23 protein-coding genes are annotated in these 26396 nt (G+C 31.9%); 16 read left to right on the top strand and 7 right to left on the bottom strand.

Annotated elements, in window-relative coordinates; genetic code table 11:
* Positions 1-129 precede the first annotated feature (129 nt).
* The 4 genes from OS191_RS02625 to OS191_RS02640 are packed head-to-tail and all read left to right on the top strand — an operon-like array spanning position 130 to position 3738.
* Positions 130-567, top strand: coding sequence for a DUF6146 family protein (locus OS191_RS02625; RefSeq protein WP_267154157.1), 438 nt, complete (start codon positions 130-132; stop codon positions 565-567).
* A gap of 29 nt (positions 568-596) precedes the next feature.
* Positions 597-1091 carry a DUF6787 family protein gene (locus tag OS191_RS02630; RefSeq protein WP_267154158.1) on the top strand — a complete coding sequence of 165 codons (495 nt, stop codon included), beginning with the start codon at positions 597-599 and terminating at the stop codon, positions 1089-1091.
* Positions 1091-1429, top strand: coding sequence for a hypothetical protein (locus tag OS191_RS02635; RefSeq protein WP_267154159.1), 339 nt, complete (start codon positions 1091-1093; stop codon positions 1427-1429). Before OS191_RS02630 ends, OS191_RS02635 begins: the two co-directional genes overlap by 1 nt.
* 56 nt (positions 1430-1485) lie before the next feature.
* Complete coding sequence (locus tag OS191_RS02640) at positions 1486-3738, top strand: TonB-dependent receptor (RefSeq protein ID WP_267154160.1); 2253 nt, start codon at positions 1486-1488, stop codon at positions 3736-3738.
* A 60-nt stretch (positions 3739-3798) separates the two neighbouring features.
* On the opposite strand, the gene OS191_RS02645 is transcribed toward OS191_RS02640, so the two are convergent.
* Positions 3799-4092: a hypothetical protein gene (locus tag OS191_RS02645; RefSeq protein ID WP_267154161.1), complete on the bottom strand. Its 294-nt coding sequence runs from the start codon at positions 4090-4092 to the stop codon at positions 3799-3801.
* 219 nt (positions 4093-4311) lie between these two features.
* On the opposite strand from OS191_RS02645, the gene OS191_RS02650 reads away from it, so the two are divergent.
* The 3 genes from OS191_RS02650 to OS191_RS02660 are packed head-to-tail and all read left to right on the top strand — an operon-like array spanning position 4312 to position 9171.
* Positions 4312-6744, top strand: a complete 2433-nt coding sequence (locus OS191_RS02650) for a DUF5916 domain-containing protein (protein ID WP_267154162.1) — start codon at positions 4312-4314, stop codon at positions 6742-6744.
* 53 nt (positions 6745-6797) lie between these two features.
* Positions 6798-7460 (top strand): ABC transporter ATP-binding protein, encoded by a 663-nt coding sequence (locus OS191_RS02655; RefSeq protein ID WP_267154163.1) that lies wholly within the window; start codon positions 6798-6800, stop codon positions 7458-7460.
* A gap of 43 nt (positions 7461-7503) precedes the next feature.
* Positions 7504-9171, top strand: a complete 1668-nt coding sequence (locus OS191_RS02660) for a DUF8201 family protein (protein WP_267154164.1) — start codon at positions 7504-7506, stop codon at positions 9169-9171.
* On the opposite strand, the gene OS191_RS02665 is transcribed toward OS191_RS02660, so the two are convergent.
* Positions 9168-12197, bottom strand: coding sequence for an aminotransferase class III-fold pyridoxal phosphate-dependent enzyme (locus OS191_RS02665; protein WP_323370027.1), 3030 nt, complete (start codon positions 12195-12197; stop codon positions 9168-9170). The two genes, OS191_RS02660 and OS191_RS02665, sit on opposite strands and share 4 nt — an antisense overlap.
* Before the next feature lie 122 nt (positions 12198-12319).
* Between OS191_RS02665 and OS191_RS02670 the strand changes: the two genes are divergently transcribed.
* Entirely contained in the window at positions 12320-13078 is a 759-nt protein-coding gene (locus tag OS191_RS02670; protein WP_267154165.1) for a TIGR02757 family protein, read from the top strand.
* A gap of 59 nt (positions 13079-13137) precedes the next feature.
* Positions 13138-14619, top strand: a complete 1482-nt coding sequence (locus OS191_RS02675) for a S10 family peptidase (protein WP_267154166.1) — start codon at positions 13138-13140, stop codon at positions 14617-14619.
* A gap of 130 nt (positions 14620-14749) precedes the next feature.
* Here OS191_RS02675 and OS191_RS02680 read toward each other — a convergent pair whose 3' ends face one another.
* Complete coding sequence (locus tag OS191_RS02680; RefSeq protein WP_267154167.1) at positions 14750-16639, bottom strand: M61 family metallopeptidase; 1890 nt, start codon at positions 16637-16639, stop codon at positions 14750-14752.
* Positions 16640-16774: 135 nt separating this feature from the next.
* Here OS191_RS02680 and OS191_RS02685 point away from each other — a divergent pair, with 135 nt between their 5' ends.
* The 5 genes from OS191_RS02685 to OS191_RS02705 all read left to right on the top strand — a co-directional run bounded on the left by OS191_RS02685 (position 16775) and on the right by OS191_RS02705 (position 22104).
* Positions 16775-17782 (top strand): glycosyltransferase family 2 protein, encoded by a 1008-nt coding sequence (locus tag OS191_RS02685; protein WP_267154168.1) that lies wholly within the window; start codon positions 16775-16777, stop codon positions 17780-17782.
* Positions 17783-17947: 165 nt separating this feature from the next.
* Complete coding sequence (locus tag OS191_RS02690; RefSeq protein WP_267154169.1) at positions 17948-19870, top strand: vWA domain-containing protein; 1923 nt, start codon at positions 17948-17950, stop codon at positions 19868-19870.
* Positions 19867-21120, top strand: coding sequence for a dihydroorotase (locus OS191_RS02695; protein ID WP_267154170.1), 1254 nt, complete (start codon positions 19867-19869; stop codon positions 21118-21120). Before OS191_RS02690 ends, OS191_RS02695 begins: the two co-directional genes overlap by 4 nt.
* A gap of 4 nt (positions 21121-21124) precedes the next feature.
* Positions 21125-21451, top strand: coding sequence for a DUF4870 domain-containing protein (locus OS191_RS02700; protein ID WP_267154171.1), 327 nt, complete (start codon positions 21125-21127; stop codon positions 21449-21451).
* 11 nt (positions 21452-21462) lie between these two features.
* Entirely contained in the window at positions 21463-22104 is a 642-nt protein-coding gene (locus tag OS191_RS02705) for an alpha/beta hydrolase (RefSeq protein ID WP_267154172.1), read from the top strand.
* Between the two features lie 4 nt (positions 22105-22108).
* Here the strand turns inward: OS191_RS02705 and OS191_RS02710 are convergent, their stop codons facing one another.
* Complete coding sequence (locus OS191_RS02710; protein ID WP_267154173.1) at positions 22109-22612, bottom strand: hydrolase; 504 nt, start codon at positions 22610-22612, stop codon at positions 22109-22111.
* Positions 22612-23373 carry an MBL fold metallo-hydrolase gene (locus OS191_RS02715; RefSeq protein ID WP_267154174.1) on the bottom strand — a complete coding sequence of 254 codons (762 nt, stop codon included), beginning with the start codon at positions 23371-23373 and terminating at the stop codon, positions 22612-22614. Before OS191_RS02715 ends, OS191_RS02710 begins: the two co-directional genes overlap by 1 nt.
* Before the next feature lie 91 nt (positions 23374-23464).
* On the opposite strand from OS191_RS02715, the gene OS191_RS02720 reads away from it, so the two are divergent.
* Positions 23465-24916, top strand: coding sequence for a TonB-dependent receptor (locus tag OS191_RS02720; protein ID WP_267154175.1), 1452 nt, complete (start codon positions 23465-23467; stop codon positions 24914-24916).
* A gap of 96 nt (positions 24917-25012) precedes the next feature.
* Here the strand turns inward: OS191_RS02720 and bcp are convergent, their stop codons facing one another.
* Positions 25013-25465, bottom strand: coding sequence for a thioredoxin-dependent thiol peroxidase (bcp, locus tag OS191_RS02725; protein WP_267154176.1), 453 nt, complete (start codon positions 25463-25465; stop codon positions 25013-25015).
* Between the two features lie 41 nt (positions 25466-25506).
* On the opposite strand from bcp, the gene OS191_RS02730 reads away from it, so the two are divergent.
* Positions 25507-26166 carry an endonuclease III domain-containing protein gene (locus OS191_RS02730; protein ID WP_267154177.1) on the top strand — a complete coding sequence of 220 codons (660 nt, stop codon included), beginning with the start codon at positions 25507-25509 and terminating at the stop codon, positions 26164-26166.
* Positions 26167-26225: 59 nt separating this feature from the next.
* On the opposite strand, the gene OS191_RS02735 is transcribed toward OS191_RS02730, so the two are convergent.
* On the bottom strand, positions 26226-26372 hold the full coding sequence (locus tag OS191_RS02735) for a hypothetical protein (RefSeq protein ID WP_267154178.1): 147 nt from the start codon (positions 26370-26372) through the stop codon (positions 26226-26228).
* Positions 26373-26396 lie beyond the last annotated feature (24 nt).

Consider the following 26396-nt stretch of genomic DNA (forward strand, 5'->3'; position numbering starts at 1 on the left):
ACCTCTTATTCAGACCATAAAAGTCTAAATATAAAGTCAAACCAAGGTTTGGCTTTTTTTAGTTAAAATCTTTAAAAATCTATATAATAAGATGTGATTTTTGTATCTTATAATGTAAATTCACTTACCATGAAATACTTACTTTACATCTTATTGATTTTTGGGTTTTTATTTAGTTGTAATTCTGCTAAATCAATAGATAACACTTCAGATAATGAAAACATCCATGTAACTAAAAACGATACAGTATCTATAGCTAATAACGATTTAGAATACGAATTAATAATTATTGAACCTGGATATAATATATGGTTAGAAACCAGAGCTAGACCCATAGGGTATTACGAACAGGATTTTTTGGAAACAAGAAACAAACAGTATGTAGATGCTTGGAATGAGAGAGTTTTACACCCTTTAAATTACCCATCAGGTTTGTACGATTCTCAAATATATTACGATAAAACAGTGGATTATGGCTATGAAGTAAATTATAAACTATATAACTATTTCATATACTTTCAGTTAACCTATAAACAACAATTAACTAGTTATATTCCTAGAATTTAAAGTATATTTGCACGTTTAAATGAGCCCTCATGGAGACTTTCAAAAAAAATTGGGAAATACAGAAAAACTGGCAACTTCTATTTCCATTTCTAGGAATATTAGGATTGACTTATAGTGCCTATAAATTGGCAAACGTCATTCTAAAAGAACAACATATATTATTTATACTAGCTGGTACGGCCATCCTATTTTTTATCCTACTTAAATTTATTTTATTTATTTTTAAAAAATTAGAAAACCGTTGGATTGTAGATTATAAATGGGAACTTATTCGTATTTTCATAGTTTTTGCAATAACTGGAACATCGTCATTATTTGTAGGAAGACCAATCATGAAACTCATAGGAATTACTAAAGAAAACTTAAATATTACGGTCTATTGGGTTTTATATATTATTATTGGACTTATTTTTTACCAAATACTCTTGATTTTTACTGGTTGGCTGTTTGGACAGTTTAAATTCTTTTGGGAATTTGAAAAGAAAATGCTCAGTAGATTTGGCTTAAAACGTTTTTTTAATTAGTGCAAGAAATTAAACAACATATCATCTTTAGAATTATCTCAATACTTTTGGTAGTATTTGTTTTAATGCCTTCTGCTTTTAAATTGTCGCATGCTTTTAGTCATAATCATCACAAACACGAAGTTTGTTTAGGTGAAGCACAAGCACATTTACATACTCTTGATATAGATTGTGAATTTCAAAAATTCCAACTCAATACAGCATTTAACTTACCTGAATACACGTATGAATTTCTTGAAAAAGCAGAAAATCATCAAGTAATTAATTCACAATATTTCTTTATTAGTGAATTCCAAAAACTTCATTTCTCCCTTCGTGGACCACCATTTAATAGTTAATATTTTATTTCGAGACTGAATCTTTCAGTAGCACATTAACTATTAAATATATTTAAATGAAAAAAATTTTATATCTATTGTTTTTTGCGAGTATTCCTGTAATACAAGCACAAAACAACATACATGGTTCCATATTAGACAATGAAACTCAGGAACCATTAGTATTTGCAAATATCTATTTGCCACAATTAGAAAAAGGAACCACTACAGACGAACATGGCCAGTTTACTCTTAGCAATTTGCCCTCAGGTAATTACAAGATAGTATGTTCTATTATTGGTTATGAAACCTTTTCTAAAACTGTTTCGATTCCAAAAACAGAAGCCTTAGAAATTTTCTTATCATCTTCCGCCATTGAAATGGAAGAAATTATTATTTCAACTCCTTTTCATAAACTTCAAAGTGAAAATGTGATGAAAGTAGAACAAGCAAAAATTTCAGATCTTAAAGCACAAGGTGCTGTAACTTTAGCTGAAGGTATTACAAATATAGCTGGAGTTGAAAGCATAAGTACAGGACTTAGTATTGGAAAACCTGTAATTAGAGGACTAAGTTCTAATCGTGTTTTAGTTTATACACAGGGTGTCAGGTTAGAAAATCAACAGTTTGGAGATGAACATGGCTTGGGCTTAAACGATTCGGGTGTGGAAAGTGTAGAGGTTATCAAAGGTCCTGCTTCCCTACTCTATGGTAGCGATGCTCTTGGTGGTGTTTTATATATAAATCCAGAAAAGTTTGCTCAACAAAATACAAACGTTGCCGATGTTGAAGCAACTTATTTTGGAAACACCTCTGGTTACTCAGGCAACATAGGTTATAAAGAGTCTAGCGACAAACTAAAATTTTTGATAAGAGGAAGTTTAACGGAACACTCAGATTACAACACTGCAGATTACAGAGTTACCAATACACGCTTTAAAGAGCAGGATTTTAAATCTGGGATTGGATATCAAAGCACACAGTTTAAAACGGAATTCCGTTATAATATGAATCATTCCAAATTAGGAATTCCAGAAACTATTGGAGAGCAAACTAAAAATAAAACTCCAGAATTACCTTATCAAGACATCACCAATCATGTATTTAGCTCTAAGTCTAACATATATTTCGACACTTCAAGTTTAGAAATTAGTTTAGGCTATATCTATAACGATAGAAAAGAATTCGAAGAACATCATCATGGTCATGATGACCACGATGACCATGATGACCACGATGACCATGATGACCATGATGACCATGATGAACATGAAGAGGAAGCGTTAGAAGCTGCACTTCATATGAAGTTAAAGACTTTTAATTATGATGTAAAATATCAATTACCCGAATATGGTAAGTTTGAAACCATAGTTGGTACACAAGGGATGAATCAAGTGAATACCAATTATGGTGAAGAACAATTAATTCCTGATGCCACTACAAACGATTTTGGTTTATTTGCCATGTCTCACATTCATTTTGAAAATGCAGATATCCAAATTGGAGCTCGATTTGATAATAGAAACATACAGGTTCTCAACGGGTTCACTAAAGACTTTAAAAGCTTTAATGGCGCTATAGGAGTTAAAACCACTCTGCTAAAAAGATTAACTGCTAGGTTAAATTTTGCTTCAGGGTTTAGAGCTCCAAATCTTGCCGAATTAACATCTTACGGAACTCATGAAGGAACTAATAGGTTTGAAATTGGAGATGAAAATCTTACCAACGAACAAAACTTTCAAACAGATGTAGCTTTAGAATTTAAAAGTGAACATGTGGAATTCTATGTTAACGGGTTTTATAACCTTGTAAATGATTATATTTTTCTTCAACCAGATGGTACTTTTATTAATGACACTCCTGTGTATAGCTATATTCAGGAAGATGCTAATTTATATGGCGGAGAGATAGGATTTCATTTTCATCCACATCCTTTAGATTGGCTTCACGTAGAAAGTAATTTTGAAACTGTAACAGGAAAACAGAAAAATGAGACTTATTTACCTTTAATTCCTGCAAATAGTTTAAGCAATACGCTTAGAGTGGAATTAGATAGCAAATGGGCTGATAAGCTATATAGTTTTATTAAACTACAATCTACATTTGCTCAAAATAATGTAAGCAAATATGAAATGGTTTCAGACAGCTACAACTTACTAAGTGCAGGTATTGGTGGCACATTTCAACTATTTAAAAATGATTTGTCTGTGGCAGTTTCTGGAAGTAATTTAACCAACAAAAAATATATCAATCATTTATCCAGACTAAAACAGGAAGGTATCTATAATATGGGAAGAAATATTAGTATATCACTTTCTTATAATTTATAAACTACCTATTAAAAAAACCGACAAAAACCTTCTGAAGCAATTTAACTTCAGAAGGTTTTTTTATTTATTTGTTTTTACTTGAGTTTTAGCTTTACTATTAGAAAACACAAAGGTGTAAAACCACATGAGAGTAAACGTAGGAATAATATCAACCATTGGTAAGGCTTCTTCCACAAATGAAATAACAGCTGCAATTTTACCTTTTCTTCCAGGATACAATCTTGTCATTAAGTAAGCAGATAACGGTGCCCAAACAAAATCGAACGGAGGGAATACATAGGAGACATATCCTAATAAATCAAATAGGATTCCTAAAAGGAGTTTTTTATTTTTTGAACTTTTTTCTGATGTCATATAATAAATTAATTATAACAATAATAACAAATAACGTTCCAAAATATTTATAAGACAAAACCTGACTATGAATACTTTATAAATTTATAACATGTTTATTTAAGTTATTTTTAACTTTTAGTTAGCATTTTTTAATTGCATCTCCTTTAGATTTGTTTTTATAAAGTGTAACAATGTTCCATTTTTAATGTCTTTTAATCTAACCAATCATAGCATTTAATGAAATCTTTTGCATATATATTCTTATTTCTATTTTTTTCAAATACCATAATTGCTCAAGAAAAGAAATCTATTCATATACAAAGAGCTATTGCTGCACCTAAAATAGACGGAATTTTAAATGATAAAGCATGGCAAGATGCCGAATTAGCTGAAGGCTTTATTCAGTTTAGACCTGATATTGGTGTACAAGAAAATCCCGACAAAAAAACGGTAGTAAAGGTTACTTATGATGACGACGCCATTTATTTTGGCGCCTATCTTTACGATAATCCAGATGAAATAACTAAACAATTCCAAAGTCGTGATAATTTTGGAATCAACGATTTTTTTGGAGTCGTATTGAACCCAAATAACGATTCACAAAACGACACCGAATTCTTTGTTTTCCCTACAGGGAATCAGGCTGATGCTATTTTATCTCCTGCTATTGGAGAAGATTTTGGCTGGAATTCTGTTTGGGAAAGTGCCGTGAAAATTGTTGACGACGGCTGGATTGTAGAAATGAAAATCCCATATTCAGCCTTGCGTTTTTCAAATAAAACAGATCATATTTGGGGTTTACAATTTCATAGACAATTTAGATCCGATAGATCTCAATATACCTGGAACCCTATCAATCCAGAAATAGGAAATACAGGGTTATACCATGGACAGTTGCTTGGCATAAAAGATATCCAACCTCCTACGCGTCTCATGTTGTATCCTTATGCTTCAACAGTTTTTAGTAAGGAAGGAGATTCAAATATCAATGATGAATATCATGTAGGAATGGATTTAAAATATGGAATTACAGAAAACTTCACTTTAGATGCAACACTCATTCCAGATTTTAGTCAGGTGGGTTTTGATGATGTTGAATTAAATCTAGGCCCTTTTGAACAACAGTTTTCCGAACAAAGACAGTTTTTTACAGAAGGGGTTGATTTATTTACCAAAGGAGATTTATTTTACTCCAGACGAGTAGGAAATGCTCCAACAGGAAACACAAATCTTGATGCAAATGAAGTGGTTAACAAATATCCTGACAAAGTTAAAACCTTGAATGCGTTTAAAGTTTCTGGAAGAACAAAAAACGGTTTAGGTGTTGGTGTTTTTAACGCCATTACTCAAAAAACTTACGCCACTGTGGAAGACACCTTGAGCCATAACTCTCGAAAAGAACTTGTTGAACCTATAACTAATTACAATATTTTTGTGATTGATCAACAATTTAACGGCAACTCGTCTGTAAGTTTAATCAATACAAACGTGACTAGGGACGGACATTTTAGAGATGCAAATGTAACTGCTGCCTTATTAGATTATGCAAATAAGAAAAATACTATTGGAGTTGAAGCTGCTGTAAAACATAGTTATCTTAATCTAGAAGATGGAAACGAAAGTGGTTTTAATACCCAGTTTGAGATTGGTAAAATAAGTGGGAATTATCAATATAGCATTGGACATGAGTTAGCTGATAAAAACTACGACATCAACGATTTAGGTATCAATTTTAGAAACAACTACAGTAACTTTACTGCCGATTTTTCTTATGAAATTTTTGAACCTGTAGGCAACTTAATCAGTCTGTATTACGGTTTTTGGTACAACTACAACATGCTATACAACCCAAGTACATACACGGGAAACAACATAGGAAGCCGTATTACACTTGAGAATAAAAATCTACTTAGTTATGGAGCCAGAATTAATTATGAAATAGGAAAACAGTATGACTATTACGAAGCCAGAACAGAAGGACGATATTTTATTTATGAAAACTTTTTAAGCACTAGTGGATGGATATCATCTAATTACAACAAAACTTTTGCCTTAGATGCAGAAATTGGCATTGAAACACTATTTGAAGCAGATCGAGATGTTTTCAATTTTGAATTCTCGATTAGTCCTAGAGTTAGATTTAACGATAGACTTACGTTGATTTATAGCATGGACTTCAGGCAAGCAAGAGGGGATAGAGGTTTTATACAAAACCTTGAAAGTGATATAATTTTTGGGCAAAGAGATCAAAACACACTTATTAATACTATTACCGGGAATTATAATTTTAATGTCTTTCATGCCTTGTCTTTATCCTTTAGAAATTACTGGAGCGTAGTTACCTACAACAACCAACTATATACTTTGGAAGACAATGGGAGTTTAAGCACAGATGATGGTTATACTTTAAACGATATAGATAATCCTGATGTTAATTTTAATACATGGAATCTTGATTTTGCTTATTCTTGGCAATTTGCTCCTGGTAGCACTTTAACGGCTTTATATAGAAATAGTTTGTTCGATTTCTCAAACGCTTCTAGAGACACTTATTTTAACAGTGTAAATAATCTTTTTAAGCAACCTATAGATCATAACTTTTCTATTAGATTAGTTTATTATATCGATTATAACCAAATAAAAAATATTTTCAATAAGAAACACAGCTGATAATTGTACACAAGCACTTATTGTATTAAATTCACAACTTCTTTAGGTATAATATGATTCAAGCAAAAAACATTCACAAATACTTTAACGATTTACACGTTTTAAAAGGTGTAGATTTAGACATTAAAAAAGGCGAGATAGTTTCTGTTGTAGGTGCTTCAGGAGCTGGAAAAACAACTTTACTTCAAATTTTAGGTACTTTAGACAAACCTTCCTCAAAAGAAAAAAACGAGTTCGTTATAAATGGTACAAGTATTAGTACTTTAAGCGATAAAGCTTTGGCCAAATTCAGAAATGAACATATTGGATTTATTTTTCAATTTCATCAGCTTTTACCAGAATTTACAGCCTTAGAGAATGTGTGTATTCCTGCATATATTAAAAAAACGAAAAAATCTGATGCCGAAAAAAGAGCCAAAGAACTACTTGATTTTTTAGGCTTAAAAGACAGATACGAACACAAACCAAATGAATTGTCTGGAGGTGAACAACAACGTGTTGCCGTAGCTAGAGCTTTAATTAATAATCCAGAACTTATTTTTGCCGATGAACCTTCTGGAAATTTAGATAGTGAATCTGCTGAAAACCTACATCAGCTGTTTTTTAAACTTCGTGACGAATTTGGACAAACCTTTGTAATTGTTACTCACAACCAGGAATTAGCCGATATGGCAGATAGAAAGCTTACCATGGTTGATGGAAAAATTATATATTAGAGGTTGGTATTTTAATCATCAGCCAATTAACTAATAAAAACACATGCTATTCATACTTCTTTCTTGGATCTATATTTTAGCAATTACTTTAGTGGTTGGAGTTAGCATCGATCGGCTATTAAAACTGAAAGATATCAAACCCATTTTGGTTTTATTTCATGGTTTTTTTGGCATTACTTTATTGGCTGGATTCTGGGCTATATTCTCAGCAATAAATTTAAAATTTCACATTTTCTTATTACTTATTACTACTGTTTTATTTTTTATAAATCACTCATTTATAAACAAATATACCTCCATATTTAAACATGAATTTATCAAGCTATCTCAATTTATTAAAATAGTTCTAGCTGTTATTTTTATACTCATTTTAGCACAGTCTGCTTCTTCTCCATTTTTATTGGATAACGAATCTTATTACATACAAACCATGGCTTGGTTAAATGAGTATGGCTTTGTAAAAGGCCTTATAAATCTGCATTTGTTTTTAGGACAAACTAGTGGTTGGCACATCTTACAAAGTGCTTTTAGCTTTAACTTTTTATATGAAAATTTTAACGACTTAAACGGTCTTTGTCTCTTACTTGGAAACTATTATGCCCTTGTTAAACTGAATGATTACTATAAATATCAAAATAATTCCTTGGATTTAGTGGTTGGATTATTTCCTGTTTTTAATGTGTTTCTATTTCAGTTTATCAGTTCACCTTCACCTGATTTGGCTGTTTACGTGATCTCTCTTTTCCTTTTTTATGGCTTTCTCATGAATTACCATGCTTGTAGTAAAAATGGATTGATATCGCTAGTGATTCTAAGCTCATTTTTAATCCTTATTAAAGCTACGAACCTTGTTTTTGTCATGTTCCCTCTTATTATTTATATAAAGCATTATCAACATGTTAAACAATATACGTTTCTGGTATGGGTGGTTGCTATTCTTAGCTTAGGTTTAATTATCATTAAAAACATTTTTATTACTGGAAATATCATGTATCCTTTAGTTGGAATTGAAGGTTTAAAAACCAGCTGGAGTTTGCCTACAGACATAGAAAACTACTTTTATAATTACGCCAAAGCCTACGGTTATGCCATAACTCCAGAAGTTTATAGTCAGAGTTCCGTTTTAAGCTTAGTAAAAGGATGGGGTTTTCAAACGGGAATAGATGGGTTTTTTAATAAACTTATTCTTATAGTCTTAACGCTATTTCTGGTATTTATTAAGAAGTTCAAGAACAATAAAGCCATCATGTTTATTTATAGTGTGGCATTCTTACAACTTGGTATTCTGTTTGCTACTTCGCCTCAATTTAGGTTTTATATGCCTTTTCTAATCATACTTTCACTCTTTCTTATATCTGAAATTATTAAAACCAAAAAAGTTGCACAAAGCCTTATAATAGCTAGTACGATAGTTATTATGATTCCTTTATTTTTTTCCTTTCCTAATTTTAAAAACAGTACGTTTTCAATAAGTTATTTAATTGAACCACATGAAAACAGTCAGTTTAATACGGAATATAAAACTCTTGAAATAGGCAATACAAAAATTAATACTCCAACAAATATTGATTTTTTCTGGGGAACTGGAAACACGCCGTTACCAACTTTAAACAAACAACAATTAGAGTATTTTAAAACCCATTTTAAAGTGATTCCTCAACAACGAAGTAATAATTTAAAAGATGGTTTTTACTTGAAAGCATTGGATTAAAACCTCATAAAGTCTTCTTGAAAGATTTGTTTTAATCTCATCAACAATTCGTCAGCATGCTCTACAGAGAAAACCATAGGAGGTTTTATTTTTAGCACATTATTATCTTTACCATCTGTACTCATTAAAATTCCAAAATCTTTCATTCTATTAGCTAAATACGAGGCTTTCTCAGCCAATGGGTTTTTATTTTTATCAACCAGTTCAAAACCTAAAAACAAACCTTGTCCTCTAACATCGCCAATTATTGGAAATGGATTTTGAAGTTTTATTAATTCCTGTTTTAAATAACTCCCAACATTTAGAGCATTTTCCTGAAGCTTTTCATCTTTAATAACCTTCAAAACTTCTTTTCCAATAGCACAAGACACTGGGTTACCTCCAAACGTATTAAAGTATTCCATGCCATTTGCAAAAGCATTAGCAACTTCTTGTGTACAAACCACAGCTGCTAATGGGTGACCATTGCCAATAGGTTTTCCAATAGTTACAATATCTGGAATTACATCGTGTAACTGAAATCCCCAAAATGTATGTCCTACTCGGCCACAACCTGTTTGCACTTCGTCTGCAATGCAAAGTCCGCCCGCTTTTCTAACAGCTTGATAAGCTAATTTTAAATAATTTTCAGGAAGTTCCACTTGTCCGCCACAGCTAATAATACTTTCACATATAAAACCCGCTAAATTTCTGCCTTTTTCATGAATATTCTCTATCTGTTCATCAATATGTTTAGCATAATTTTCAGCTGTATTTTCACCTTGATACAAACCTCTAAACATATCAGGAAGTGGCACAATATGCGTGTGTTCTGGAGCTCCTTGCCCACCTTTGCCGTCAAACTTGTACGAACTAATCTCAATACAGGCATTCGTGTTACCATGGTAGCCAATTTCCACAGCAATCATATCTTTGGCTTTGGTAAAAGCTTTGGTCATCCGCAAAGCTAATTCGTTGGCTTCACTACCTGAATTTACAAAATGCACAACAGATAATTCCTGTGGAAACGTTTCCAACAACTCTTTTGCAAAACCATTAATATTATCATGTAAATAGCGTGAATTCGTATTTAAAACAGCCATTTGTTCTTGTCCAGCTTTTACCACTCTTGGATGTTCATGCCCAACATGAGCTACGTTATTTACGGTATCCAGATATCTCCTTCCAAAAACATCTATTAAGTAAACTCCTGCACCTCGTTCCATTTTTAATGGTTGTTTATAGGATAAACTCAAACTTTTTCCAAGGTGTTTTTTTCTAAAATTAAGAAGCTCTTTATTGGACTTATTTTGATGGGAATCCATACCATCATATTTAAATAGTACATTCGGATTTGTGCATAAACTACTCCATACAGACACATTATTCGGAAAAGCAACACCGGGAAAATCCTGTTGATAGTCCAACATATCTAACATGATTTGAAAATGTAAATGTGGCGACCAACTGCCATTTTCATTGGAATTTCCAACATAAGCCATCAAATCTCCTTTGTTGATTTTTTGTCCTTTTCTTACTAAGTTCAAACTACTTTCAGAGAGATGTCCGTACAAAGTATAAAACGGAATACCATTATCGGTTTTGTGTTCTAAAATTAAAGTTGGCCCATAATCTCTGTAATTTCCATTGTTATAAATGTTATATACCTGCCCGTCAAATGGCGTATGAATAGGCGTGTTTTCATTCACCCAAAAATCTACACCCAAATGCATGGTTCTATATTCCGAGCCAGAATTTCCTTCTTTCTGATAAGCTTTGGTACTGTAAAATGGTCTGGTTTCTAAATATCCACCAGCAAATAATGTATTTGGCTTTTCGACTTGGAGTCTGTTAATTTTAAAGGTAGTTAATTCTATATCGTTGTATTCGGTCTCATGTCCCAACCAAGTACTTCCTACACGCATATCCAAACTAAATACCTGATTGAAGTCAAGACTAGGAAATAAATTATTTAAAGAAACATCTTGTGTTTTAGCCCAATTTAGAAAAGCTATTTCATCAGGATGTGCAGAGAAACCACAAGCTCCTCTAAAACTAAAATGAGCCAGGTTTGCATCTAATTCCAGCCATCTTTTTAATACATCCCAGGCGGGTTTCTCACTAATTAACAAATAAGTATTATCCGGTTCTTTTTGTTTGTTTAAAGCAGATTTAGTCACACTAATAATCAAACGCATAGCAACCAAATGGTATAAAAATGGGAGCTCTTCTTCCTGCAAATAAAACTCTTTGTGATATCCAGAAACTATGGGTAAAGCAGCAGCCAACAAATCTGGTTTGCCCATTATGGCATATGCTATGGCAATAGCTAAGTCGTTTATAGGTTGACTATAAATAGCATCTCCATAATCGATTATGGCTGTAACGGTTGGATCTATCAAATTATCTGATACCAGAATATTATTATCGTTAGCATCGTTATGGATAACGGTTTTTCGGAGTTTTTTGTAGTCTTTCTGGAAGCCCTCAAATGACTTTTGAAAGTAAGAAACAATTTCCTGTTGTTCTTTAGAAAATAGTTTTAAATACTTGAAAGTCCATTCAGATTGGGCGATATCCCAATCGAATGATCTGTGAACTTTTGAATGTTTAAAACCTTCTAAAGCCTTTGTTATTTTTCCAGCTTCCCTTCCTAAACTAAAAAGTAACTCGTCATTTATGGGATTAACCGAAGACCATAATCTGCCATCAATCCAAGAAAGTAAACGAACATATCTGGTGTTTCCTTCAGCATCTTTTATAGAACTGATGTATTTTCCATGGATATCAGGAAAAACCTTAGGTGCATTCAAATTACTATTAGAAACATAGTTGAGAATTTCTTGCTGGAATTCTAAATACTCTAAGTCCTCATCTGGTCTGCCTATTTTTAAAATATAGCTTTCTGTTTTGGTTTTAAGTCTGAAATTAAAATCTAATTCTCCCGGTAAACTTTTTATTTCACCTTCAAGATTATAGAGATTTTTTGCAATTTCTTTGGCTCGATTCGGAAGTACTTTTATATGGGAATAATCGGCAGACATCATGTATATTTTATTTAAAAAATAAGAATAACGAAGTTAGTTTTTTTTAAATGAATAATTAGAACGAGATTCCTCATATTTCTAAAAATTGATTCATATTTTTATGGATTATAATACCAAAAACATTGAACAAAACAGAATTAAAAGAATTTTTAGATGCCAAGGTCATTCAATATAATCGACCAGATTTTATTGAAAGCGATCCCATTCAAATTCCACATCTTTTTAGTAAAAAAGAAGATATTGAAATTGCAGGCTTTCTCAGTGCAACCATTGCCTGGGGAAATAGAAAAAGCATTATAAACAATGCTAGTAAAATGATGGAACTACTAGATCATTCGCCGTATGAATTTGTAATAAATCACCAAGAACAGGATTTAGAAGCTTTGCTCCCATTTGTACATAGAACGTTTAATGGCACAGATTTTATCACTTTTATAAAGGCTTTACAGCATATTTACAAAAATCATGAGGGTTTGGAGGCTATTTTTTCAAGTGAAACAGATTCGTTACAAAATTCCATTCATCATTTTAAAAAGGTGTTTTTCGAAATTGAGCATTTACCAAGAACTCAAAAACATGTAAGTGATCCGTTAAAGAACTCGGCTGCTAAAAGAATTAATATGTATTTAAGATGGATGGTTCGCTCGGATAATACGGGCGTAGATTTTGGGATTTGGAAGGGTATTTCTCCTTCAAAATTATCCTGTCCTCTAGATGTACATTCTGGAAACATAGCACGAAAACTAGGTTTATTAAAACGCAAACAAAACGATGCAAAAGCCTTAGCCGAGCTAGACAAAGCCCTGCGAAAACTAGATTCCAACGACCCTGTAAAATACGATTTTGCACTCTTTGGCTTGGGTGTTTTCGAAGGATTTTAACAATTTATAAAAATGACTTACAATAAAACAATTTATCTTTAAGCTTTTAAATAATTATTATGAAACACCTCTTTTTACTACTTGCTACATTTTCAACGAGTTTGCTTTTTTCGCAAGCCATTAAAATTCCATTAGACACTACGGTTGTTACCAATCATACAGTAGCTATTAACGGACAAAACCTGTCTTATCAAGCCACGGCTGGGACACAACCTGTATGGAACAAAAAAGGCGAACCAATTGCGACTTTATTTTATACGTATTATAAAAAAAGTAATAGCGATAAGGAAAAACGTCCCATTATTTTTTCATTCAATGGTGGTCCTGGTTCAGCATCTGCATGGATGCATATTGCCTACACAGGTCCTGTAGTATTGAATATTGATGAAGAAGGTTACCCAATTCAACCCTACGGCGTAAAAGATAATCCGCACTCTATTTTAGATGTAGCAGATATTGTTTTTATAGATCCTGTAAATACGGGATATTCAAGAATGGTTGCAGATAAAGAAGGAAAATTACCAGATAGAAAAACATTCTTCGGAATTAATGCTGATATTAAATATCTGGCTGAATGGATGAACAATTTTGTTTCTAGAAATAACCGTTGGGAATCTCCAAAATATTTAATTGGCGAAAGCTATGGAGGTCCAAGAGTGATGGGCTTGGCAAAAGAATTACAGAACAAACAATGGATGTACTTAAATGGAGTGATTTTAGTATCGCCAGCCGATTATAAAATATATTCAACCAATCAGCCCATATATTCTGCCTTAAACTTGCCATATTTTACGGCAGCAGCTTGGCATCAAAAGGCACTTCCTAGCTCATTACAACAAAAAGATTTATTAGAGATTTTACCAGAAGTTGAAAGTTATGCCATTAATAATTTAATGCCAGCTATTGCAAAGGGTGGTTTTATTTCAGCTGAAGAAAAAGAAAGTGTAGCCGAAAAAATGAGTCTGTATTCCGGCTTGGATAAGAAAACCATTTTGGATCATAATTTAAATGTTCCAACCAGTTTTTTCTGGAAAGAATTGTTACGTGATGAAGGATTCACTATTGGTAGGTTGGATTCTCGCTATTTAGGAATTGATAAAATGACAGCAGGAAACTCTCCAGATTTTAATTCGGAATTAACGTCTTGGCTGCACTCTTTTACACCTGCAATCAATTATTATCTTCGTGAAGAGCTTAAATTTAAAACAGACATTAAATACAATATGTTTGGCGATGTCCATCCATGGGACAGACAAAATGATAATACGCGTGAAGGTTTGCGTTTAGCTTTGGCTCAAAATCCATATTTAAAAGTATTGGTGCAATCTGGTTATTACGATGGAGCAACTACTTATTTTGCTGCAAAATATACCGTAGGACAAATGGATCCGAGTGGAAAAATGAAAAATCGGTTTTCTTTTAAGGCCTATAGAAGTGGCCATATGATGTATTTAAGAAAAGACGACTTAAAAACAGCAACAGAAGATATTAGACAGTTTATAAAAGATTCAGACTCTAAAGGTAAAGCTGCTAAGTATTAGTTGTTAATTGTGATATAATCAAAATGCAACCTGTTTTGGTTGTAATAAAAGCATAAAAAAAGCACCGAATGAAAATGAATCATTTGGTGCTTTTTTAATTTCTAAATCGTAAATCAACGATCAACAATATCTAGCCTTTTAACCAAGCTTTACGTATTGATTTTTGAGTTTCGTTTGCCTTAGGGTTTTCAACTAAAGTTTTTCCTAAAGTATAAGATGTTTCAACCGTTGCTTTAATAACAACCTCTTCGCCATCTCTATTTACTTTTACTTCAATTTCTTGACCTGGCTCCCACATAAATACTTTTTGGAAAATTGAGTTAGCACTCATGATATTAACTTCTTCGCCATTTACAGCTTTAATAACATCGTTTGGTTTTACTCCATTGTCATGCCAAAAACTATTCTGACTTACTAAGCCATTAAAATAAATACTTCCATCAGCCTGATTTGCTCCAAAAATTAGAGCACCACTGTTTTGTAACAGATTCGTTTCTACTCTGCTCTCTCCCATTTCAAGGCCTACTTTTTCAAAGAATTTATTGTAATTAATTGGAACATCTCCAACAACATGAGTTTGTAAAAACTCTCCTATTGAAGGATAAGTCATTTCAGTAATTTCATCAATTAACTTGTCATCTTCAAACGGTTTGTTTTCTCCATATTTTTGAGAAAGTTGCTTCATTAATGAAAGAATTCCTCTGTTTCCATTACTTTCCTCACGCATTAATATATCGATACACATTCCAATTAAAGCACCTTTTTGGTAAACGTTGTAATACTGACTTGCATAAGGTTCATCTAAAACGTTTTCACTCATAATAGTAAAACTCATGGCATCGTTCATTCCTGAAGCTGTTTGAATTTTTTCAGTAATCTTCGCATAAAACTCGTCTTCAGAAATTAAATTCTGATCGACTTGAAATAAAGTCGCAAAATATTCGGTTACCCCTTCGTACATCCATAAATGCTTAGAAAATGTTGGATTGTTATAATCGAAATAGTGTACGTCTTCAGAATGTACGCTTAAAGGTGTTACAATATGAAAGAACTCATGTGAAACCACATCAATCATACTCTCTGCTAAAGCTTCAAACGGGATCGCTTCTGGCATTACTACAACTGTAGATGTGTGATGTTCTAGAGCGCCAAAACCTTTAGGTGATTTGGCATCTCCACGAGATAAATACAAGTAAATATCATATCTAGGTGTGCTGTTAATATCTCCTAAATATGCTTTTTGAGCTTCCATCATGGTTTTCATAGTCTCTCCAATAGCTTTTGCTGTATGTACTTGGTTTGGAGAATATATACTTAAAACAATTTTTATACCTCCTACTTCAAATTCTTCTACATCCAGATTTCCATACATCATTGGGTTATCTGTAATATCAAAATATCTAGGTGCAAAATAACTTGTAGTGACCGTTTTTCCATCTTCACTCATTTTTTCAGCTACATTTTGTAAAGCAGAAGTTCTTATAAAATCTGCTGGAGCCGTAACATCTAAAGTATATTGGTTGTTTTTTAAAGAATCGAAATACCCAATAAATCCGTGTAAGTTTAAAACATAGTTATCTGGTTCAATATTTGTTCCTGCTGGCGAAAAAGGCGTATCTCCACCAATACCTCCGGTTTCTTCAACGTCGAAAGTATCGTTCACCATATATGTAATATAGTCAAGTGCTGTTGCATTGCTAATAGTCCATGAGTTTGTGTCGATTTTACTTACAGAAAGTTCGTTACCTTCGTAATCAAAGGCTTTTAAATCTTCCACATATTTTCCAAAATCGCTCACAGAATAAGTTCCTTGAACTACTTTAGGTAATCTATAAGTAACTGTTTCAGCTGTAAATCTTCCAGGATTAATAACTACCGGAACCTGATCGTTAGATACTTTTGTTAAATTAATAGTTGTTACAATGGGTGTACTTACTGCTAAATCGGCAGAAGTTTTTGTCGATGTACCACAAGCAACAAGTAAAAAACTGATGCTAAAAATGGTTAATAATTTTTTCATTTTAATAGTTTAATGGTTTTAATAATAGTTGTAGGTATGACGACCAAAAATACAATGTGTTACATATATATGCCTTAAGTTTTTGTTAAAATCTAATACATTAGACACTTAGAACTTTAATATTATCTTCGCCTTATGCAAAACCCATTAATAAGCATCTTAACTCCTTTTAAAAACACAAACAAGTTTTTATATGATTGTATAGAATCTATACAAAATCAGACCTATACAAATTGGGAATTACTTATTATCGATGATAGTTCTACAGATAATAGCTACCAGATAGTCCATGAGTTTACCAAACATGACAAGAGGATTAAGCTTTTTAAAAATCCAGGTGAAGGGATTATCGAAGCTCTGAGATTTGCTTTAAAAAAAAGTTCCGGCATCTATATAACTAGAATGGATAGTGATGATATAATGACGCCTAATAAACTAGAAGCACTTCTGAATAATTTACAAAAACATGGAAAGAAACATCTAGCAACTGGCTTAGTCTCTTATTTTAGTGAAGACGGAATTAATGATGGATATAGAAATTACGAAACATGGTTAAATCAACTTACTCGAACCGGAAATAACTATTCTGAAATATATAAAGAATGTGTCATCCCTTCTCCGTGTTGGATGGTACATAAGAATGATTTATTTGCTGCCGATGCTTTTAACCCAAACGATTATCCTGAAGATTACGATTTAGCCTTTAGATTCTACAAACAGCAATTAAAAGTAATACCATGTAACCAAGTTTTACATCATTGGCGAGACTATAGTACAAGAACTTCCAGAACCCACGAACATTACGCACAAAACTACTTTTTAGAAATAAAGCTGAAATATTTTCTGGAATTGGATTTCGATACTTCAAAACAATTAGTTATTTGGGGAGCTGGTTTTAAAGGAAAAACAATAGCAAAACTATTAATTGAACGTCAGGTAGATTTTATCTGGATTTGTAATAACCCAAAGAAAATTGGAAAACACATTTACGGGCAGGAATTATATAGTTATACTTATTTAACCGAATTGAAACAAACCCAATGTATTATTACTGTTGCCAATAAACAATCTCAAAAAACGATTAGATCCTTCTTTGAGAACAAGAATAAAATAGCAACGACAGATTATTTTTTCTTTTGTTAAATTTTTTATGATATAATGAGGTTATCTTATAAAAGTTAAACACAAAATTTTAAATCTAGATTTTTTTAAAGAATTTAGTGATTTGATAACTAAATAATTTAATTTGTTGTTAAAAGGTTTTCTATTTCAGAGTAAACCTTATTTTTGTAATTAAACTAACAAGGAATGCAGTTTAAACATCCCGAACTTCTTTACGCTTTACTTGCGTTGCTTATCCCAATCCTTATTCATTTATTTCAGCTTAGAAAGTTTAAAAAGCAAAGTTTTACTAATGTAGCATTTTTAAAGAAAGTTACCTCTCAGACTCGAAAAAGTTCCCAACTTAAAAAATGGCTGATTTTATGCACTAGAATGTTGCTTTTAGCAGCTTTAATTATTGCTTTTGCTCAACCTTTTACGTCTAAGACAAATAAGTTAAACACTAAAAAAGAATCGGTTATTTATTTAGACAACTCCTTTAGTATGCAAGCTAATGGTCAAGAAGGTGAACTTTTAAAAAGAGCTGTTCAAGATGTTATAAAAAACGTAAATGAAACAGAAGAGTTGACTCTTTTTACTAATAATCATACCTTTAAAAATACAACTATAGGAGCTATTAAAAACGAACTCCTACAACTAGATTACACCTCAAACCAGTTAAACTACGATGCTCTTTTATTAAAAGCCAAGAACTTGTTTAATAACAATTCTGGACACCTAAAGCAACTGATTTTGATATCAGATTTTCAAACAAAAGAAACCAGATTTAATCCTATTTTAGACTCTTTAATGAGTATTCATGCGGTACAATTAAAGCCTGTAAATACTAATAATTTTTCAGTAGACAGTTTATATGTTTCAAACAAAACACCTTTAAACATAGAACTTACAGCAATAATTTCTAATCAAGGAACTGCTATTGAAAACGTACCAGTTTCATTATTTAGTAACGACAACTTAATTGCAAAAACAGTCATAGATGTTGAGAAAGATACACCTGCAAATTTTACAATAAATAACGAAGAAAAGATTATTGGAGAGATTGTAATTGATGATGATAACTTAAATTTTGACAACACGCTATACTTTAACATCAACAAACCTAATAAAACGAAAGTACTTGTTATTAATGAAAATGATGACAGGTTTTTAAAGCGAATTTTTACCGAGGAAGAATTCTTTTTCACCTCTGAAGCTTTATCTAATTTAAATTATAGCGACATTGAAAATCAAAATCTCATTGTTTTAAACGAGTTAGAAGACATACCTAATTCTTTAAGTACTGCGTTAAAAGCTTTTTCAGAAAAAGGAGGTTTTATTGTGATTATTCCTTCAGTAAAAAGCAATTTGCAGAATTATAATAATTTTTTATTGCCATATAACATGCGTTTTGATAAGCTCAATACTTCGGAAAAACGTATTACAACTATCAATTATTCGCACCCTTTATATAAAGATGTATTTAACAAGCAGGTATCCAATTTCCAGTATCCTAAAGCTGAAAGTTACTACCCAGTGCTTTCTCAAAATTCTACTACACCTCTAAAATTTGAAGATGGTAAAGCCTTTTTAAGTAAAAGTGGACAGGTCTATGTGTTTTCAGCGTCTTTAAAAACTGAAAATTCAAACTTTAAAAATTCGCCATTAATTGTACCTACGTTCTATAATATTGGAAAACAGAGTTTAAAAACTTCTAATTTATATTATACTATTGGTGAAGAAAACACCTTTGATATTTCTGTAACACTTCAACAAGACGATATTTTAACTTTGTCTTTAGGTGAAGAAAGCATGATTCCTCAACAACAATATTTCAACAATAAAGTACAAGTTACAACAACTGAAACACCTACCCGTGCTGGAACATACCATGTTAACAACAAAACTGAGCTTATAGAAAATATTAGTTTTAACTATAAAAGAGACGAAAGCATCTTGCAATACCAAGACCTGTCTGCCATTAAAAACATCCATGTGGCACAATCTGTTTCAAATTTATTTGATACGTTAAAAAGTGACTCAAAAATTAACGAGCTATGGAAATGGTTTGTTATTTTTGCATTAGGCTTTTTAGCTATTGAAATGCTCATCTTAAAATACTTTAAATGAACGTACTCTTAAAATCTGCCACAATTATTGACTCTAAAAGCGATTTCCATAATCAGACAGTCGATATCCTAATTGAAAATGGTGTGATTTCTAAAATATCAAAATCCATTAAGAATAGTAAGAACGTCAAGGAAATAGATTTAGTTAACCTTCATGTGTCTCAAGGTTGGTTTGATAGTAGTGTGAGTTTTGGAGAACCTGGTTTTGAAGAAAGAGAAACCCTGGAAAATGGTTTAAATACAGCCGCTTGGTCAGGATTTACTTCTGTTGCTTTAAATCCAAACACCAATCCAGTAATAGATTGTAATTCCGATGTTTCATTTATAAAAAATAAAGCTAGAAAACATGCTGTAAACCTTTATCCAATTGGGGCTTTAACCAAAGAAAGCAAGGGGATTGATTTAGCTGAATTATTCGATATGAAAAATGCAGGAGCTATCGCTTTTGGCGATTATAAAAAACCTATTGAAAATCCTAATTTGCTAAAAATTTCTTTGCAATATGCTAGCAATTTTGATGGTTTGGTACTTTCATTTCCACAAGAAAACAAGATTTCAGGAAAAGGAGTTATGAACGAACAACTTACAAGTACTTCCATTGGTTTAAAAGGAAATCCGAATATGGCTGAAGAACTACAAATTGTAAGAGACTTATTTATATTAGAATATACTGAAGGAAAACTTCATATTCCAACTATTTCCACAGCAAAATCTGTAGAACTCATTCGAGAGGCAAAACAGAAAAAACTCGATGTTAGTTGTAGTATTGCTATTCATAATCTTGTATTAACGGACGAAACTCTAACCACATTTAACACCAATTTCAAAGTATTACCTCCTTTAAGAACTCAAGAAGATATCAATGCTTTAATTGATGGTTTAAAAGACGGTACGATTGATATGATTACCAGTGATCACAATCCTATAGATATCGAACACAAAAAAATTGAATTCGATTTAGCTAAATACGGAACCATTGGCCTAGAATCTGCTTTCGGAATTTTAAACAACCGTTTTAGTACGAAAAAAACAATCGATTATTTAACCAAAGGAAAAAGCAGATTTGGAATACCTTCTCAAGTGATAGCCATTGGAAATAAAGCAGATTTGACTTTATTTAATCCTAATGGAAATCAGAAATTTTCGAAAGATGATATTAAATCCACCTCCAAGAATGCCATTTTCCTGGATTGCGAAACCAAAGGTGAAGTATATGGTATTGTTGCTAATAATAAACTTGTTTTAAATTAAATCTATGTCAAATCAAACCATTCAAGAAGGAAAAACGTTGGCTATTGTTAGTTATTTAACTTTTATTGGATTAATAATAGCTATAATAATGAATCTAGAAAAAAAGAATACATTTACTTTTTTTCATGTAAGACAAATGCTGGGTTTAATCCTAATGCTACTTTTTTCAAATTTAGTTGAAGAATATGTAAATAGTTGGTTAGGAACTAGCTTTTGGATAATTACTTTTGTTTGCTGGCTATTTGGAATTTTTTATGCTGCAAAAGGAGAAGCAAGACCTATTCCTGTTATTGGAGAAAAGTTCCAAGAGTGGTTTAGAAACATTAATTAAATAATTATATTTTGAGCTTATCATACATTACAAGACCATCTACTTTAAAGGAAAATGCCCCATTATTAATTTTGTGTCATGGTTATGGTAGCGATGAAAACGACTTGTTTTCCTTTGCTTCCGAATTACCTGAAGAATTGTTTATCATTTCGTTAAAAGCACCTTATCAGCTCCAACCCTATGGAAATGCCTGGTATGCTATTAATTTTGATGCAGAGCAAAACAAATGGAGCGACGATGAGCAAGCAAAAATATCTAGAGATTTAATAGCTGATTTTATAGATGAAGCATGCAGCAAATATCCAGTAAACAAGGATAATGTTACTATTCTAGGTTTTAGTCAGGGTACAATTTTAAGCTATGCTGTAGCATTAACTTATCCTGAAAAAATAAATCAAGTTATTGCTTTAAGTGGTTATATCAATGAGAATATTATTCCAAAAGACATGTCTAAAAAAGACTATTCACATTTAAGCTTTTATTGCTCTCATGGTAATGTAGATCAAGTATTACCTGTAGAATGGGCAAGAAAAGCACCTAAGTTTTTAGAAGCTTTAAATATAGAGCATCAATATTCAGAATTTCCTGTAGGACATGGTGTTGCTCCTCAGAATTTTTATGAATTTAGAAAATGGCTCCTCGATAAAATATAACCTTTTATTGCGTTTGATACAAAAACGAATCGATTAACTTAAACTTTAACTCATCATTTTCAGTAATTTCATAATATAGTAATAATTCTCCCCAATATTTTCCATCAGAAAAATTGGTAATAATCCATTTGTGATTTAAAATTCTAATGGAATTAATCAACATCTTACCCTCAGTCATTGATGCATAAGGAATAAGAGGGTGTTCTTCAGTTTTTAATAAATTTAACTCGTAAATTTCATCTTTAATAAATGGAATTAATTCAGCCACATTGTAACCTTGTTCTTCAAAATAAGACATAGCTGCTTCAGTTTGGTCTAATTTAAATTCAGATAATGTTAAAACTTGATCTCTTAACTCAGAAATAGTATCCTTATAGCTTTCCTTTTGTCCTAAAATTCTTTCGTATTTCACATTATAAGCATCTAGAATATTTTTAGAATTTACATATTGAAAAACAACAAGTAAAAGTGTAAAAATAAACAAGTACATAAATATTTTAGTCTTCATTATATAGTAATTTGTAAGTTATCGTAAGCCAAAAAAACGTTTTCTGGTAAGGTTTGTTGAACATCGTCATGAAATCCCATTAAATGACTAATATGTGTTAAATAAGCTTTTTTAGGGTTTACTTTTTTTATAAAATTCAAAGCTTCTTCTAAATTAAAATGTGTAGCATGTGGCTCTTGCCTCAAGGCATTAATAACAAGTACATCCAAATTCTGTAATTTTTTGATTTCTTCATCTGCAACAGTTTTCATATCTGTTAAATAGGCAAACTTATCAAATCTATACCCAAAAACCTGAAGATTATAATGCATACCATCTATAGGTGTTACTTTCAAATTAGCTAGTGAAAATGGCTCATTTTTAACCTCATTTAAAAGAACTCCTGGTGCACCTGGATATTTATTTTCAGTTTTAAAAATATAATCAAATCTTCTGGTAAGCTCATCTATTACACGCTTATGCGCATAAACAGGAATGTCTCCCTGTCTAAAAAAAAACGGTCTAATATCGTCCAAACCTGCTGTATGGTCTGCATGTTCGTGAGTAAATAAAATACCATCTATTTTAGTGCAAGAATTACTAAGCATTTGCTGTCTGAAATCTGGTCCACAATCAATTACATATGCAAAAGAATCCCACTCGATGAGAACGGAAACCCTGAGACGTTTATCTTTAAAATTAGCGCTAAGGCAAACAGGATGCGTACTACCAATAACTGGAATTCCTTGAGATGTTCCCGTGCCCAAAAATGTTATTTTCAATGAGATATATTTTGAAACAAAAATAAGGTTATTTTTTTGTTTAACACGGTAATTCAATACCTTTGTGATTAAGATTTAATCCAAACTAAGAATGGAAATTAGCTTAAAAGGCGATAAAGAATTTAACGAAATACCTTCAATAAAAACCAAAGCACTTCGTATAAATCTAAATGAACATATTTATGGAACTTTTGCTGAAATTGGTGCCGGACAGGAAACTGTAAGGCAGTTTTTTAGAGCTGGTGGTGCGTCTGGAACAATTGCAAAAGCCATGTCTGCTTACGACAAGGATTTTAGTGATGCCATTTATGGTATAGAGGAAGATGGACGCTATGTAACTGAAGCGCGTTTACATAAAATGTTAGATCATGAAATTAATCTTATAGAACAACGATTAATAAGAGATAAGCATCCAAATAAATTATTCTTTTCCTATGCCAATACTGTAACCACCATAGATTTTGCTAAACAGTACAAAGGACATGGTTGGGTTGGAATTAGATATCAAGTGGAACCTTATCAAGAATATAACGAAATTACATTACACCTTCGTTTTAAAGAAAACGATGCTCGCTTACAGCAAGAAACTTTAGGGACTTTAGGGACCAACTTAATTTATGGCGCCTACTATAAATATAATGAACCTAAAAAATTACTTCGTTATTTATACGACCATTTAGATAAAGATCAATTAGAAATAGATACCATTAACTTTTCTGGACCTATTTTCGAAGACGTTGATAACCGTTTAATGAGTCTACAATTGGTCAAAAATGGAATGACAGATGCCGTAATGTTTGCTCCTGATGGGAATAATGTTCTTCCTGCAAAAGTTTTATATAAGAAAAATATTTTAGCCTTACGTGGTAGCTTTAGACCTGTAACTAAAGTAAACATGGATATGTATCAAAGATCTTACGACATGTTTATTAAAGAGAATAAAGTTGATGTTGATAAAACTCAAGTGGTTTTTGAAATTACTCTCTCCAATTTACGTGCTGAAGGAGAAATTGACGAACAAGATTTTATGGACAGAGCCAAATTACTTTGTTCTTTAGGGCAAACTGTATTAATTTCAAACTTTCAAGAATACTATAAATTAGTTGAATACTTCTCTCAATATACTAAGAGTAGAATGGGCTTGTCCATGGGAGTTAATAATCTAATAGATATTTTTGATGAGAAATATTATCGTCATCTAAGTGGTGGAATTCTAGAAGCTTTCGGCAAGTTATTCTTTAAAGATTTACGTGTTTACTTATATCCAATGGAGGATGAGAATGGCGAGTTGATAACCAGTGAAAACTTAAAAGTGCATCCACGAATGAAAGAGTTGTATAAATTCTTTAAATACAATGGAAAAGTTGTGGATATTACAGATTACGATAGCAGCATTTTAAATGTATTTTCACGAAATGTGCTCAAAAAGATATCAGATGGGGATGAAGGTTGGGAAACTATGCTACCAGAAGGAGTTTCTAAGTTAATTAAAGAGAAAAGCTTGTTTGGTTGCGAAACTGAAGAGACCTTTAGAAATGAATAAAAACTAAACACTATATGTCATTCAGAATGAAACGATGAACCTCATAAGTAATTAAGGTTTTTAAATCTTACTTCCTTCTGAATGACATTTTATATTTTATTTCAATATCTGTGCTGTATGCTCTTTTGTTTTTACCTTTAAAATAACATCTTCAACAATACCGTTTTCATCTATTACAAAAGTAGTTCTATGAATACCTTCGTATTCTCTTCCCATAAATTTTTTTGGTCCCCAAACACCAAATGCTTCAATCACTTTTTTATCTTCATCTGCTAATAAAGGATACTGGAAATTATATTTATTTTTAAAATTACTCTGCCTTTTTTCGCTATCTGCACTTACTCCTAGAATCTCGTAACCTGCTTTTTGAAATCTAGAGTAATTATCACTTAAATTACAAGCTTCAGCAGTACATCCTGGCGTACTGGCTTTTGGATAAAAGAACAATACTAGTTTTTTTCCTTGAAAATCTTTTAAAGAAATGCTATTTCCATCTTGATCTTTTGCTGTAAAATCTGGTGCTTTATCTCCTGGTTTTAAATTTGTCATAGTATCTTTGTTTTAATTCAATTTTTGTAAAAATACAACTTATGTCTAAGCAAGAAAAGGTAGAATTCGTTATAAAAACGTTAAAGGAGCTATATCCAACCATACCTGTACCTTTAAATCATAAAGATCCTTACACCTTATTAATTGCGGTTTTAATGTCTGCACAGAGCACAGATGTTCGCGTGAATCAAATTACTCCAAAATTATTTGCAAAAGCAGATAATCCGTACGATATGGTTAAACTAAGCGTAGAAGAAATCAGGGACATAATTAGACCCGTAGGTCTATCTCCTATGAAAAGTAAAGGGATTCATGGTCTGTCGCACATATTAATTGACAAACACAATGGTCAAGTACCTAAAACTTATAAAGAATTAGAAGAATTACCAGCTGTAGGACATAAAACGGCAGCTGTGGTCTTATCGCAAGCTTTTGGAATACCTGCATTTCCAGTAGATACACATATACATAGATTGATGTATCGTTGGGGATTTACAAATGGGAAAAATGTGGTTCAAACAGAAAAAGATGCTAAACGCTTATTCCCTAAAGAAATTTGGAACGATTTACATCTACAAATTATTTGGTATGGACGTGAATATTCTCCAGCAAGAGGCTGGGATTTAGATAAAGACATCATTACTAAAACCATTGGAAGAAAAAGTGTGTTGAAAGCACACCCTCAGTACAAACCTGAATAAAAACCTAAAGCTTCTAAAAACAAAAAAGTCCTAACGACTAATTAGGACTTTTTCAAAGTTTAGTTGAGAAGCGCTTCAAACTTCATCTTATTACAATTTATAACACTTAAAGCCTTCGAATAATCAAGAAGAAACTGTATGGTTTCGTCTTTTGGGTTCAAATCAATTTGCTTTTGGGGATTTTTTTGAGAGTAAAGTTTTGCCATTAAAAATGTTTTATGGGTTTATTT

Origin of the sequence: Xanthomarina sp. F2636L (assembly GCF_026410195.1) — a bacterium.
Classification (GTDB): domain Bacteria; phylum Bacteroidota; class Bacteroidia; order Flavobacteriales; family Flavobacteriaceae; genus Xanthomarina.

Excerpts from the sequence above, each read along its gene's own strand:
- OS191_RS02625 (WP_267154157.1), top strand. The coding sequence starts at position 130 with ATGAAATACTTACTTTACATCTTATTGATTTTTGGGTTTTTATTTAGT.
- OS191_RS02630 (WP_267154158.1), top strand. The coding sequence starts at position 597 with ATGGAGACTTTCAAAAAAAATTGGGAAATACAGAAAAACTGGCAACTT.
- OS191_RS02640 (WP_267154160.1), top strand. The coding sequence starts at position 1,486 with ATGAAAAAAATTTTATATCTATTGTTTTTTGCGAGTATTCCTGTAATA.
- OS191_RS02645 (WP_267154161.1), bottom strand. The coding sequence starts at position 4,092 with ATGACATCAGAAAAAAGTTCAAAAAATAAAAAACTCCTTTTAGGAATC.
- OS191_RS02650 (WP_267154162.1), top strand. The coding sequence starts at position 4,312 with ATGAAATCTTTTGCATATATATTCTTATTTCTATTTTTTTCAAATACC.
- OS191_RS02655 (WP_267154163.1), top strand. The coding sequence starts at position 6,798 with ATGATTCAAGCAAAAAACATTCACAAATACTTTAACGATTTACACGTT.
- OS191_RS02660 (WP_267154164.1), top strand. The coding sequence starts at position 7,504 with ATGCTATTCATACTTCTTTCTTGGATCTATATTTTAGCAATTACTTTA.
- OS191_RS02665 (WP_323370027.1), bottom strand. The coding sequence starts at position 12,197 with ATGATGTCTGCCGATTATTCCCATATAAAAGTACTTCCGAATCGAGCC.
- OS191_RS02675 (WP_267154166.1), top strand. The coding sequence starts at position 13,138 with ATGAAACACCTCTTTTTACTACTTGCTACATTTTCAACGAGTTTGCTT.
- OS191_RS02680 (WP_267154167.1), bottom strand. The coding sequence starts at position 16,639 with ATGAAAAAATTATTAACCATTTTTAGCATCAGTTTTTTACTTGTTGCT.
- OS191_RS02685 (WP_267154168.1), top strand. The coding sequence starts at position 16,775 with ATGCAAAACCCATTAATAAGCATCTTAACTCCTTTTAAAAACACAAAC.
- OS191_RS02690 (WP_267154169.1), top strand. The coding sequence starts at position 17,948 with ATGCAGTTTAAACATCCCGAACTTCTTTACGCTTTACTTGCGTTGCTT.
- OS191_RS02695 (WP_267154170.1), top strand. The coding sequence starts at position 19,867 with ATGAACGTACTCTTAAAATCTGCCACAATTATTGACTCTAAAAGCGAT.
- OS191_RS02700 (WP_267154171.1), top strand. The coding sequence starts at position 21,125 with ATGTCAAATCAAACCATTCAAGAAGGAAAAACGTTGGCTATTGTTAGT.
- OS191_RS02710 (WP_267154173.1), bottom strand. The coding sequence starts at position 22,612 with ATGAAGACTAAAATATTTATGTACTTGTTTATTTTTACACTTTTACTT.
- OS191_RS02720 (WP_267154175.1), top strand. The coding sequence starts at position 23,465 with ATGGAAATTAGCTTAAAAGGCGATAAAGAATTTAACGAAATACCTTCA.
- bcp (WP_267154176.1), bottom strand. The coding sequence starts at position 25,465 with ATGACAAATTTAAAACCAGGAGATAAAGCACCAGATTTTACAGCAAAA.
- OS191_RS02730 (WP_267154177.1), top strand. The coding sequence starts at position 25,507 with ATGTCTAAGCAAGAAAAGGTAGAATTCGTTATAAAAACGTTAAAGGAG.
- OS191_RS02735 (WP_267154178.1), bottom strand. The coding sequence starts at position 26,372 with ATGGCAAAACTTTACTCTCAAAAAAATCCCCAAAAGCAAATTGATTTG.